9 protein-coding genes are annotated in these 12,637 nt (G+C 66.0%); 4 read left to right on the top strand and 5 right to left on the bottom strand.

The features are described from left to right. Nucleotides 1-273: 273 nt before the first annotated feature. The 5 genes from ABC977_RS03560 to ABC977_RS03540 all read right to left on the bottom strand — a co-directional run bounded on the left by ABC977_RS03560 (nt 274) and on the right by ABC977_RS03540 (nt 7,066). Nucleotides 274-774: a FecR family protein gene (locus tag ABC977_RS03560; protein ID WP_369665861.1), complete on the bottom strand. Its 501-nt coding sequence runs from the start codon at nt 772-774 to the stop codon at nt 274-276. A gap of 172 nt (nt 775-946) precedes the next feature. Continuing rightward, nucleotides 947-2,338: a tetratricopeptide repeat protein gene (locus ABC977_RS03555; protein ID WP_369665860.1), complete on the bottom strand. Its 1,392-nt coding sequence runs from the start codon at nt 2,336-2,338 to the stop codon at nt 947-949. Further along, nucleotides 2,319-3,878, bottom strand: coding sequence for a DnaJ domain-containing protein (locus ABC977_RS03550; protein WP_369665859.1), 1,560 nt, complete (start codon nt 3,876-3,878; stop codon nt 2,319-2,321). The genes ABC977_RS03555 and ABC977_RS03550 overlap by 20 nt, the downstream gene beginning before the upstream one ends. Nucleotides 3,879-3,890: 12 nt before the next feature. Then, nucleotides 3,891-6,212: a GumC family protein gene (locus ABC977_RS03545; protein WP_369665858.1), complete on the bottom strand. Its 2,322-nt coding sequence runs from the start codon at nt 6,210-6,212 to the stop codon at nt 3,891-3,893. 74 nt (nt 6,213-6,286) lie between these two features. Beyond that, nucleotides 6,287-7,066, bottom strand: a complete 780-nt coding sequence (locus tag ABC977_RS03540) for a polysaccharide biosynthesis/export family protein (RefSeq protein WP_369665857.1) — start codon at nt 7,064-7,066, stop codon at nt 6,287-6,289. 306 nt (nt 7,067-7,372) lie between these two features. Here ABC977_RS03540 and ABC977_RS03535 point away from each other — a divergent pair, with 306 nt between their 5' ends. The 4 genes from ABC977_RS03535 to ABC977_RS03520 all read left to right on the top strand — a co-directional run bounded on the left by ABC977_RS03535 (nt 7,373) and on the right by ABC977_RS03520 (nt 12,631). Continuing rightward, nucleotides 7,373-8,851: an O-antigen ligase family protein gene (locus tag ABC977_RS03535; protein WP_369665856.1), complete on the top strand. Its 1,479-nt coding sequence runs from the start codon at nt 7,373-7,375 to the stop codon at nt 8,849-8,851. A gap of 493 nt (nt 8,852-9,344) precedes the next feature. Further along, nucleotides 9,345-10,406 carry an MraY family glycosyltransferase gene (locus tag ABC977_RS03530; protein ID WP_369665855.1) on the top strand — a complete coding sequence of 354 codons (1,062 nt, stop codon included), beginning with the start codon at nt 9,345-9,347 and terminating at the stop codon, nt 10,404-10,406. Nucleotides 10,407-10,562: 156 nt separating this feature from the next. After that, a complete protein-coding gene (gene gshB / locus ABC977_RS03525; RefSeq protein WP_369665854.1) occupies nt 10,563-11,510 on the top strand; it encodes a glutathione synthase in 948 nt (315 codons plus the stop codon). After that, nucleotides 11,507-12,631 (top strand): FAD:protein FMN transferase, encoded by a 1,125-nt coding sequence (locus ABC977_RS03520; protein WP_369665853.1) that lies wholly within the window; start codon nt 11,507-11,509, stop codon nt 12,629-12,631. The genes gshB and ABC977_RS03520 overlap by 4 nt, the downstream gene beginning before the upstream one ends. The last annotated feature ends 6 nt before the right edge of the window (nt 12,632-12,637 follow it).

Genomic DNA, 12,637 nt, shown 5'->3' with positions numbered 1-12,637 from the left:
AGGATCGTCGGGCGATTATCTTCCGGCACCGGGCCGCGAGCCCGAGGTCCAGGCACTCGATGGGCCTAGGACACCGCCGCGCATCGATACGCGAACGCGGTGGCCGAAGCCCAATCGGACCAGGACTGGACCGACGAGGCGCTGCGGGCCGATCTGCAGATCGCGGCAGCGACGCGGGTCTGATGGATCCGGCCGGAGCGACACCCGATGCAGGTCTGTACCGATGAGACTTGGGACGCACCCGTCGACCCAGATCAGGCCCCGATCACGGGATCATGGACTGATCGGTCGCGGGCTGGAGCCGCCATCATCAGCAAGCGCCGCCACGGCGACGATCCCTGCCACGACAGGTGGCACCCACACCAGCGAGCCAGCCTGGGGCGCTTCCAACTGAGCCAACGTCACGTCGCCGGTCGAGATCGATGGACCCGTCGCGATCGCAGAGCGAGGATCGACCTTGTATTGCCCCACCGCCTGCGATGCACAGGTGCTGACGGCCGGAACGACCAACAACTCGTCGTCCTGCAACGCATACTGGCAGCCGTCGGCGAACAGAACCAAGGCGTTTCCACCCTCGAGGACCAGGAGACGGTCACCCTCTCGCAGCGGTATCCCCTCCCGGCCGACGACATACTGGGCGCCTTGATTGACGACGGCGGTGCCGGTAATGCGCGCCAGCTCGCCGACCGGCTCGGAAGCGGAGACCGACGAGCCGAACCCGACGGCCGTTGTCAACGCAGCGACCAACAAAGAAATCCGCGAGCTCCGGTGCATCGATTAGGCTCCTTTGATTGAAGAACGAGTCCGAGAAACCCCTCTATTGAACCATAGCAGATCCGGCGGTTTATTTCCATTGACGATTCAGTGGCGACAACGGGATGCTGGATCCGCGCGCGGGTGACTTATCGGCTCAAACCGCGGGCCCATTCTTACGCCGGCATCACGGCTACTCGCGATCCTGCTGATCATCAGCTTCGACCGACGGCGACTCATCCGGCGAGGAGTCCGCATCGGTGTCCATGCCGTCCCCGTCGGCACCGACCTGGTTTCGCATTCGGGCCACGGCGCCGAGCTGCGAGACGCGGCGAAGGCTCATTCCATCGAACCAGACATCGCCGTCGAGCCGATGCTCGAACGGCCGTCGCCCCGTGGAGACGAGACGGATCTCCTGCAAACCGCAGCCATCGGGCACCGCTAACTCGAACGAAAAGGTCCGCCAGTCACCGGAACCGAGAAAACGCTCGCTCTCGCCCAGGCGCGTCCGGCTCGGTTGCACGCAGTCCAGTTGCCAACGCAGACCACCGATCGTCGTCAGGCTGTCCAAACGAACCTGCCCGGAGACCCGGTAGTAACCGGGGTCCAGGAACAGCGTCTGGTAGAGATGCCGATAGGCCTGTTCACGCTGGCGAAAGCGCAACTGCAGCGCGCGCGCGCCCTCGACGCCATAGGTCGGCGCGAACCGGACCTCGACACGCGCCGAGCGCGGGGTTTGCCAACCGAATCCGGATTGCGTCGGTTCCAACTCGAAGCCACCGTCGAACAGCAGACCCAAATGGCGCCGCTGGGACTCCGTCAACCCATTGACCCAGACCAGATAGGCCTCCGCGATCAACCCATCGCGCTGTAAACGCGCGACATAGGCCTCGCGCTCGGCCGATGACGGTGGCATCCGCAGGGCCTCACGACGCAGCCCATACAGCGCACGAACCGTCTCGACCGAGATCGCCCGCCGCGCGACCTGGGCAAAAAACGCCTCCCACCAGGGCGGTGGATCCAAGGCCAGTGGCCGGATCGCATAGCGCGTCTCGGGCTCCTCGAGCAGGGTCAGCAAGACTGCGAAGACGGCCTGGCGACGCGCCGGGTCCGCCTCGACCGCGAGCGACCAATGACGCACCGCTCGCGCCAGATCGCCCCGAGTGGCCCAATAGACCGCCGCCTCGTTCCGGATGGCCGGACTCGCGGGCGCCAGCCTGATCGCCTGGCGAACCAAGGCGTCGGCCAGATCCAGATCACCGTCGGCCTGCGCGAAACGAGCGAGCGCCAACAACGGACGCGGGTTGACCGGGTTCTGTCGGTAGACCTCCTCCAATCGCCTGCGCGCCGCCACCGGATCATCCGGCAACTCGGCCATCACTTGGTTGAAGTTCGTCGGCGCGTGGTGCAAGGCCCATGGATAGGCGAGCGCCGTCGTGTCACCGCGCTTCTGCGCCTCGCGGATCGCCGCGTGATCGGTCACGGCCTTTTCCAGCATCATCCAGCCGAGCAACAGGCCGAGCAGCAGGAGTACCGCACGGCGCAGGCCGATCGACACTAGACCGCTAGCGCGGCTCGACATCATAGAACATCCTCGCAATCCGATAGCCATCACCATCCCAGACCAGATCGAAACGGATCCCTCCTTGGCCGTGACGCCACCGACCGCTCCCCCCGGTGCGGCTGCCGACCGACACCCGACCCTCGCCGATCGCCCGCTCGGCGTCGATCGAATGCCAGCGCAACGCCCCGATCTCGAGGCGGCGATCCGGCACGCGGCGAAAGAAATCCGCATAGATGGAGCGGATCAACGCATGACCGCGCCCCTCGTTGACGTCGGCGTGCGGCACGAACAGGCCGACGAAGCCGTCGAGATCGCCATCGCGGTAAGTCGACACGAAGCGCGAAATCACGCGGTCACGGTCGGCGGCCCGCGCGACCGCTGGATCCGTCATGACCCCGCGCTCCCCCGGTTCGTGCACGGGGCGGTGTGCCGGCTGTGGTGGTGGCCGCGGTTCTGGTCGCGGCACAGGGGGCATCGCCTGCTTTGGAGATTCGGGCATCGACTGGAGAGGCTCTCGCGACACGGCGGTCGCCGGGCGTTCAGCCGACGCCTCCGGTACCGGATCTCGGCGCAGCAGCGGGACAGCTTGGAGCGGCGGCTCCCCGGCCTGAGGCGGCGATGGCGCCACCCGGGCTGGCATCACGGCCAATATGTCGGCGGGCGCCCGTGGACCGGCCGCCTGATCGAGCCGAGGCCCGGGGACCGGCGGTGGCTGGGTCTCGGCCACCATCACCACGGGCGGCCGCGGCACCACGCCGTCGTCACGACCAGGCGGCACGTCCGCCGCCACCGGATCGCCCATCGGCGTGGGATCCAGATCCAGGCTTGGTGCGGCCAGATCGACCGCCCGAAGGCGGTCGCCGACCAGATAGGCTGGACCCGGTACCGGTTGTGCCGCACGCTCCGGATTCATTCGGATGCCCGACTCCCGGCTCGGCCAGAACAGCCAAGCCATGATCGCAACCGAGGTGCCGAGGAGCAGGATACCCAGTACGGCCGATCGCGTGTTCGACCCATACGCCCCGGCGGCCCCCTGAAGCTGGGCGGGCAACCCCGGGCCTGGCCGGAAGGCGGCCATCGGCAAGGGTCTGGCACCCGGACCCGCCCGGCCTTGCGCCGCCAGATCGGCATCATAACGACGCTTGCGTTCGGGATCACGGAGGGTCCAGTGGGCCTGATTCAGCCGGGCCATCTCGACCGCGTCGCGGTCTGGGTCCGGCGGTGCGCGATCGGGATGAAACAGCCGAGCCAGCAGGTAGTAATGGCGCCGGATCGCATCCGGCTCGGCCCCATGGGACAGGCCCAGGACTCGGTAGTGGTCGGCATCGGGCACCAGCAGGACATGGCGGACAAAGAACCGCACGGCCTCCTCGAGGCCGTGCGGTTCACAGCGCAAACGCCGTGCGGCCTTGGCAAGATTGGACGGAACCAGTGCGACACCCAGCTCGGCCAACAGACCTTCGAACGCCGCTGGCAGCGGCCGTCGCGCGTCGGCGAGCCGTGGGTAGCGCAACGGGGCTCGATGATAGTCGAGCGCCACCAGTAACAGCACCGGCGTCATCGCGGAACGCTGTCACGCCTGGCTTTGATCGGCGACGCGCGCCGGGCTGTCCGACCGGTTCCCATACGCATAGCTGTAATGATAGGCGTAGTCGTAGCCGTAGCCGTAGCCGTAGCCGTAGCCGGATCCGACGCGCCCGACCTTTTGCAGCAGCGCGCCGAGCATCCTTGCATTGGCCGTGCTCAGCCGCTTCGCCGCCCCCTCGAGCAGGCCCTTACGGGTGGCGCCGGGTTCGACGACGAAGACGGTCGCCCGCGCCAGGTTTGCGAGCACCAGCGCGTCGGCCAACCCGATCACGGGCGGACTGTCGAGGATCACGTGATCGAAGCGCTCGGTGCCAAGACGCAGCAGGTCCAGCATCTTGGCGTCCGACAGCAGTTCGACCGGGTTTGGTGGCAAGGGGCCGCTGGTGATCGTGAACAGCCGGGGGACCTCGGTCGGCTGCGCGATATCGGCCGGCTGGATGTCCCCAGCCAGGTAGTTGGTGAGTCCGATCGTGTTCGCCAGCGAAAAGGCGCGGTGCAGCGACGGATTGCGCAGATCGGCGTCGATCAGCAGGACCTTGCTGCCGGACTGGGCAAAGGCGATCGCGGTGTTGACGGCCGCCGTCGTCTTGCCTTCTCCGGGGCTTGCACTGGTGAAATGGAGCACCTTCGGCGCCCCGTCGGCGGTCGAGAAGACCAGCGAGGTGCGCAACGAACGCGCCGATTCGGCGAGCGGCCCTTGAGGTTCGCGAAAGGTCTGCAAGGCCGGGTTCCCGCCGTCGCCCGATGCGGCCAGGCCTTGGGCCAGCGGAAAGACCCCGAGGACCGGCGCCCCGAGGCGCCGTTCGACATCATCGCCGGTCTTGACCGTGTCGTCGAGCGTCTCGAACAGGAAGGCCAGCAACACGCCGCCGAGCAGACCGATCGCCAAGGCCAACGCCAGATTTCGGGTCAGACTCGGCTTGTAGGCACCACGTGGGACCTGCGCGCGATCGACGATCGAGATGTTATTGGTGCCGATGCCGGCCACCACGCCGATCTCTTTCATCCGTTGCAGCAACCCATCGTAAAGTTCGCGGTTGGTATCGACCTCGCGTCTCAACGTCTGATAGTCGCTGCTGCGATCCTGCAGCGCGAGGACCTCATCCTTGATCTCCTGCAACCGCTGCGTCAGTGTCGCCTCCTGCCGGATCTTCGCCTGATAAGTGGCCTGGACCGCCCCGACGATCGCTTGCGTCTCGCGTTCGATCGACTGGTCGATCTCGGCCATCTGGCGCTGCAATTGCTGCATCGTCGGATATCCCGGCTGGAACACCTTGAGGCCTTCCTGGTACTCGATCTCGAGGTCGGTTCGGCGGCTCTTCAGCCTGTCGATCACGCCGCTGGCCAGCACCTTCGCCGAAGTCGCCCCGCCCTGCTGCAGGATCTCCGCATACTCGGCCTCGGCCTGGATACGCTCGGCCTGCGCCCGCGTCAGTTGCGAGCTCATCTCGCCGAGCTGTTGCAGCAGCGTCGACAGACGATCGTCGAGGTTCACGATCTCGCGTTCGCGCGCATACTGGATCAGATGCCGCTCGGAATCCTCGAGGCTCGCGCGGACCTGCTGCAACTGTTCATCGAGAAAGGTCTTCGCGTAGGCCGAGGCATCGAACCGCCGTTCGAGATTCATGTTGATGAAGTTCTCGGCCACGGCATTGGCGACAGCCGCGGCCTCGATCGGGTCGGGACTGTCGTAGTGGATGCGCACCAGCCGCGAATTGCGCACCGGTGCGACCGTCAATTGGCGCAGCAACGCCTCCGCCAGATTCGACGTCGGAGGATCCCTGCCCGCCTCGGCGGCGGTCTCCTCGGAGGCCGCGGCACCGGCAATCCAGCCGCGAACCGAGCGTTTGAGCTCCCCGAAGAAGGAGGCCGTCTCGGCCGTCGCGGCCGGCTGCATACCCAACTGATCGACGACCCGTTGAGCCAACGCGCGGCTGCGCAGCAGCTCGTACTGGGTCTGGTAGAAGTCGGTCGTATTACGCGCCTCCTCGGCGGTCACATTCTGGAACTCGAGGACGCGACCCTCCTCGCGATCGATCTGCAACAGCAGCGTTGCGCGGTAGATCGGCGTCGACAGAAAGGTGACAAGGACCGTGGCGACGATCGTCAGGGCGAGCACCGCGAACAGGGTCCAGCGCCGGCGCACCAGGATGTGCCAGTACTCGCGCAGGTCGATCGTGTCGTCATCCGCCGGCTCCGACCTCGGCAGGTATGGCTCGGTGACCCGCTGCAGGGCCTGTGGTCCCGGGCGCGGTGCGAGCGGCTCGATCGGATCGGGCGGGTTCTTCGTCAGGTCTGTACGGGTCATCGAAGGGACCGATTCAAGAGAGGGAAAGCCTGCTCCGCAGCATCGCTGCACAGTGCCACGCGTGTTCTGATGGATCAGTAAACCGGGATCGGACTCACGAGCCCGCGAATCGATCCGGTGATGGTGCGCAAGAGTACCAAGCCGCCGGCCTGGGGGACCACCACGCGGTCATCGGCGATCAATGGCGGATCACGCAGCTCGCCACGTTGTATCTGGGCCAGATTGATCACGTAGGCCTGCATCCTGTCATCCGCTTGCGGGCGGAACAAGACCACGCTTTGATCCTTGGCGACATCGGATAGACCCTGGGCCATCGCAACGGCCTGCAACAGCGTCATCCGGGATTGGATCGGATAGACACCGGGCCGCCGGACCGCGCCGGTCACCGTGATGTTCTGGTTCGCGAACTCCTCGACGAAGACGCTGACCTGCGGGTTTCGCAGGTAATCGCGTCCGAGCGCGTCGGCGATCCGGTCCTGGGCCTCGCTCGGCGTGAGCCCACCGACCTGGACGGGTCCGACGAGCGGCATCAAGATCAGCCCGTCTTCGTTGACCCGGTATCGGCGCGAGAAGTCGGCCACCTGAAAGACATCGACCTGGAGCAGGTCGAATGGGCCGATTCGATAGGTGGCTCTAGGGCCCGGATCCGGCGGCAAACCCTCGACAACCGGGATCAGGTCGCCGCCGGCGGAGCCAGCATCGGGTCCGGCTGCCCCCGTGGGCTCGCCAATCGCTCCGGGCGCCAGCCCCGCGGCCGAGCCCGGCCCCCCGCCGGTCGACTGACAGGCGGAAAACCCGAACAGGAGCAGGGCCAGCATGACGACCCGCGAAGATATGGTCAGGGAACTTCTCATTTCGCGGCTCCATCGCCTTCTCTACTCATAGCGGAGATTGTCAAGAAAAAACCGCCAAGAGGATAGCCCTGGCGGACGGGCGGCATCGCGTTTTGCAACTGAGATCACACCCTGCGCAAGTTTACCTTGCCAGGGCGGGTATCTGCAGGAACAATGCGCCGCGCCTCCCACCGGCCTGGGGTCATTTGCACCGGATGCGTCAGACAGGCCAGCCCATTGAAACTGCGAACCGGTTGCCAAACCACGTCGAACTCCTTGCTCATGTTCCCTGCTGCCGCCCAAGAATCACGACGTTCGGCGAATACAGTGGTCGCTGTCTCACTCGCGACCCTCGCCGCGCTCCTCCTCCTCGCGCCCTTATCCCGCAGCGGTCAGCTGCCGGTCGCCGGACTCGTGTTGCAGTGGCTGGCACTGGGCCTGCTCATCACCAGCTTATGGGAGAGAGACAAGATACCCCTGCGTCGCATCGAGATTTGGGGGCTCACGCTGCTGCTCCTCTACCCGCTCGTCTATCTGATTCCGATTCCAGCGGCCTTGGTCGGCTTGTTCCCCGGTCGCGACCTGTACCTGGCCACCGATGATCTGTTCGGCAGCGACGTCACACGCGGGTTCGTTCAGCTGGCGCTGGTGCCAGCCGAGACCCAGGCCGCCTGGCTGTTCCTGCTCGTCCCCGTTGCGGTTTACGTCGGAACCCACCTGCTCGACCCACGCGGTGCCGAACGTTTCGTCTGGCTGCTACTGGCCATCGCGGCGCTCCAAGCGGCCTTGGGCCTGATGCAATATGGCGCTGGCGCCGGCCCGCTGTATTTTGGCCTCGACCATGCGCACGGCAACGCGGTCGGTACCTTCACCAACCGAAACCACCTGGCCGGCCTGCTCGCGATGACCCTGCCGCTGGCCCTCGCGCTGCTGGTTTACTCGGTCGGCCAGAGACCACGCGACCGGGGCAACCATTGGAAAGAGCGGATCCTGTTTCTCGGCTCGCTGCGCGGCCATGTCGCAGTCGGCTACGCGGCGATCGTGCTCCTATTGATCCTCGCGGTCGTCTTCACACGCTCGAGGGCCGGGATTGCGCTGACCATGCTCGGCATCTTGCTCGCGACCTTCGCGTACGCGCGCCGACTCGGCGGGACCAATGTCTATGGCCTGACCGGAACCCTGGTCACGGCCGCGATCGGGTTGGGACTGGTGATCGGCCTCGCCCCGGTTTTAGACCGGTTCACGGTGACCGGTGCGATCGAAGACGCCCGCTGGACGATCAACGCCGCGACCCTCGAAGGCATCCGGCATTTCCTGCCGTTCGGCAGCGGTCCTGGCGGCTATGCCGAAGTCTTCCCGGCCTATCAACCGGTCGAGCTCGGCCGTTACTTCATCAACCACGCCCACAACGACTATCTCCAATGGCTGTTCGAAGGCGGGTTGCTCGCCGCGCTCTTGATGCTGTTCTTCGCGGTGCTGTATCTGCGCCAATGGTCACGCGTCTGGACACCCGGGGCCTGGACCCGAATGCGCTTCATTCAAGTCGCCGCGGGGATCGGCCTGCTGCTCGGCGCCTTGCATTCCCTGGTCGAGTTCCATCTGCATATCCCGGCCAACCTGATCTACTTTGCGTTCCTGGCTGGCTTGTTTTTCTCCGATCTGTCGCACGTCGAGGAACGCACGGCTGCGCGCCGTCGGCGACGGCGAACCCCGGACCTCGATAGCGATACCAGGTCACCGTCCCTGTCGGCGGTACCGCGGCCAACGCCGCCGCCCGACCAGATTCGCAACCCGTTCCTCGATTGACCGGCGCCGACCGGGCGCCGCGCATCCTGCCCCACGACAGTGGCGAGCCCGGATTCACCGACCGACACACCGTGACCGGCCAAGTCACCGCGCGCGGACCGCGATGAGGCTTGCATTACCTTGATCTGGCATCCTTTCCCCGGGCCGCGCCAGGCCACGCGCAGCGGTCGTCATGGCCCGAGCGGCAGGCCAGCACCGCTGACATTGAAAAAAACGGTGTTACTGCGGGCCAAAAACACTTATTCTGTTCCAGGTTTTTCCCCGAAGGCCCTTCAAGGGACTTGCAAGATAGGTCGACAGCCTGGCCAACGCGGGTCAGGTCTGGCGCGAACCGGAAAATGCGACCTCTGTCACGGTCTGAAAATCGTGACCCGGTACCCTGTCACAGGTTCGCGCACTAGCGGTTTTCCGATCGGAAGGTTCGCCTCCGTGGCGATGGGCTGTCTTTGCCTGCCGCGATGGGACCACAAGGGACAATTAGGATCGAAAAACAATGGGGCAGATGCAGTTTGTTGCCAGCGGGTTGTTCGGTTTTTTCGTCACGGCCCTGCTGATCGCGCACTTGATCCCGATCGCTCGAAGAGTCGACCTCGTCGATCGCCCCGGTGGACGCAAATGCCACGCCAACCCCACCCCGTTGATCGGGGGCGTGGCGATGTTCATCGGCTTCGCGCTGGCGGTACTGACCCTCGAAGTGCCCTTGAGTCCGTTCAAGGCGCTGTTTGCCGGGGCCATCGTCCTCGTCGTGGTCGGGGTGCTCGACGACCATCGGGATCTATCGGCCCGGTCGCGCTTCGTGGCCCAGATCGGTGCGGGCCTGCTGATGGCCTTGTGGGGTGGAGTCCTGTTGGCCGATCTCGGGTACCTGTTGAGCAACCAGCTCTGGGTGTTGGGGCTTCTCGCCATCCCCGTGACGGTCTTCGCCACGGTCGGCGTCATCAATGCGACCAACATGATCGACGGCCTCGACGGCCTGGCCGCGTCGCTGGTCCTGGTCACGATCGGCGCGCTGATGCTGGTGGCATGGCACGGGGCGGCCACGACGGAACTCGGCATCCTGACGGTCCTCGCTGGCGTGACCCTGGGCTTTCTGGTCTTCAACCTGCGCCGACGCGGCCCGGCCCTGGTCTTCATGGGCGATGCCGGCAGCATGTTCCTGGGTTTCGTGCTGGTCTGGTTCCTGGTGGCCTTCACCCAAGGATCAGACCGACTGATGGCACCGACCACGGCCTTATGGCTGTTTGCGCTACCCCTGATCGATACCTTCCAAGTGATCATCAAACGCGCTGCGCAAGGCCGCTCGCCCTTCTCGGCCGACCGAGCCCATTGCCATCATGTGTTACAGGATGCCGGCCTGTCCCGGCGCCAGACACTGGCGGCCATGGTCGGGCTCGCGCTCGCGGCAGCGGCGGCCGGCCTGGCCGGTCACTGGTTGGCGGTCCCGGAACCCTGGATGCTCGGCGGCTTCCTGACCTTCACCGCGATGATCGCGGTCGGCCTGCGCCACGCACCACGTCTGATCCCGTCCCGTCCGCGCGCCTTCGACCTCGACTGAACGCCGATCGGGTCCGGAAGGCACCGCGTCGATGCCTGTCACTCCGCGTGCGTCGGCGGCAATCCCTAGCGGCCCCGGCTGCGCTGCGGTCAGGCAACGATCGCCAGGATCGGCTCACGCTGTCACCGAATAGGCGACTGGGGTAAGATCGCGGCCATGAACCAGGCCGTCGGCGTCGTCATGGACCCCATCGGGTCCATCAACATCAAGAAGGACAGCACCTTCGCCATGATGCTGGCCGCCCAGCGACGCGGCTGGGCCGTCTGGTACATGGAGGTCGGCGATCTCTTCTATCGCGATGGGGCCGCGATGGCCCGACGGCGACGGATCGAGCTCCGCGACGACTCCAACGACTGGTTCCAGGTCCTCGACGAGACGACCGGTCCACTGGCGGCGCTGCCGGTGTTGCTGATGCGCAAGGACCCGCCATTCGATATGGAGTACATCTACACCACCTATCTGTTGGAACTGGCCCAGCGCGAAGGCTCGCTCGTCATCAACGATCCTCGGGCGTTGCGCGATGCCAACGAGAAGGTCTTCACGACCCATTTCCCGCATTGCGCGCCGCCGACCTTGATCACGCGCCGCGCGAGCGACCTCGACGCCTTTCTCGACGAACAGCTCGATATCATCGTGAAACCGCTGGCCGGCATGGGCGGGGCCTCGATCTTCCGTGTGCGCCCGGACGATCCGAACCGCAATGTGATCGGCGAAACGCTGACCCGGCACGGGACCCGCTTCTGCCTGGCCCAACGCTATCTTCCAGCGATTCGCGACGGGGACAAACGCGTGCTGCTGGTCGATGGCGAGCCGGTCCCCTATGCGTTGGCCCGGATCCCGCGCCCGGGCGAAACCCGCGGCAACCTGGCCGCCGGCGGGCGCGCCGAGGGGCGGCCGCTGACCGAACGCGACCGCTGGATCGCCGCTCAGGTCGGCCCCGAGCTGCGCCGCCGCGGGATCCTGTTCGCGGGCCTCGACATCATCGGCGACCATCTGACCGAGATCAACATCACCAGCCCGACCTGTATCCGCGAACTCGATGCCCTGTTCGGTCTCGATATCGCCGGTGATCTGTTCGCGGCGATCGAAGGGTATCGGCGGTGACCACCGACCCGTGCACCGAGGCCGCCCTCACGCACACGCGACCTCCGCGGCCACTGATCCCGCTGCTCCTGCTCATGGCCTGTCTGGCCACGGTCCTGACCGCGTGCCGCGGCGATGCCCCGGCTCATACGACGCGCTTCGAGACCTTCGGTGCGGCCGCCGACCTGACCATCGTCGGCATTGATCGGCACCTCGCCGAAGAGGTCAGTCAGCGGATCCGGCGTGAGCTCGATGTGCTAGACCGGGTCTCCTGGACACCCGGAGGGGGGTCGCTCGCGCGAGTCAACCAATTGCTTCCGAGCGGCGAGCCCTTCATCGCCCCACCCGCGATCCGGCCTCTGGTCGCGAAGAGTCAGCGATTGGCCGAGCAAAGCGGGCACCTGTTCAATCCAGCCGCCGGATTCTTGACGGACATCTGGGGCTTCGACCGGGACCCCCCGCGCGGTCCGCCGCCCGACCCGGCGACGATTCGGCAGTACCTCGAGCACGCCCCGACGATGGCCGATGTGCGCATCGAGGGTCTCGAGATGGTCGGCACGAATCCCACCACCCAATTGGATTTCGGCGGGATCGCCAGGGGCCACGCGATCGACCTGGCGATCGAAAGCCTGCGCGAGGCCGGTATCCGTCATGCGCAGCTGCGGATCGGCGATGGCGTGCGTGCGATCGGGGATCGCACGGGCCGCCCCTGGCGAATTGCCATCCGGCGGGCCGGCGGAGGTGGGGTATTCGGCATCGTCGAGCTCCGAGGCGACGAGAGCCTTTTCACCGCCGGAGATCATCAACGGACCTATCTGCATGGCGGACGCGTCTATCATCACATCCTCGATCCACGCACCGGCAGCCCGGCACATGGCGTCCGCGCGGTCACCGTGATCCACTCGGAGGCGGCAACAGCCGACGCCGCCGCCCACGCCCTTTTCATCGCTGGCCCCGAAGGCTGGTGGTCGGTGGCCGCAGCGATGGGCGTCGACCAGGTCGTTGTGTTCGACGGCGCCGGCCGCGTGCAAATGACACCAGCGATGGCAGCACGCCTGGAACCACTCGATGGTCGCCAGCCGATCCTGGTCAGCCCCCCGCTCACCGCCGTCGGAAAGGAACAAGGCTCGGGGACACGATGATCTCAG

It is taken from the genome of Thioalkalicoccus limnaeus (assembly GCF_041197575.1).
In the GTDB taxonomy this organism is placed as follows: domain Bacteria; phylum Pseudomonadota; class Gammaproteobacteria; order Chromatiales; family Chromatiaceae; genus Thioalkalicoccus; species Thioalkalicoccus limnaeus.
Note: the sequence above shows the minus strand (reverse complement) of the source record. Positions and strands in the feature narration are given on the sequence as shown.

Bases quoted from the DNA above. Each gene is read 5' to 3' on its own strand.
- ABC977_RS03560 (WP_369665861.1), bottom strand. From the start codon at position 774: ATGCACCGGAGCTCGCGGATTTCTTTGTTGGTCGCTGCGTTGACAACG.
- ABC977_RS03550 (WP_369665859.1), bottom strand. From the start codon at position 3,878: ATGACGCCGGTGCTGTTACTGGTGGCGCTCGACTATCATCGAGCCCCG.
- gshB (WP_369665854.1), top strand. From the start codon at position 10,563: ATGAACCAGGCCGTCGGCGTCGTCATGGACCCCATCGGGTCCATCAAC.
- ABC977_RS03530 (WP_369665855.1), top strand. From the start codon at position 9,345: ATGGGGCAGATGCAGTTTGTTGCCAGCGGGTTGTTCGGTTTTTTCGTC.
- ABC977_RS03555 (WP_369665860.1), bottom strand. From the start codon at position 2,338: ATGATGTCGAGCCGCGCTAGCGGTCTAGTGTCGATCGGCCTGCGCCGT.
- ABC977_RS03540 (WP_369665857.1), bottom strand. From the start codon at position 7,066: ATGAGAAGTTCCCTGACCATATCTTCGCGGGTCGTCATGCTGGCCCTG.
- ABC977_RS03545 (WP_369665858.1), bottom strand. From the start codon at position 6,212: ATGACCCGTACAGACCTGACGAAGAACCCGCCCGATCCGATCGAGCCG.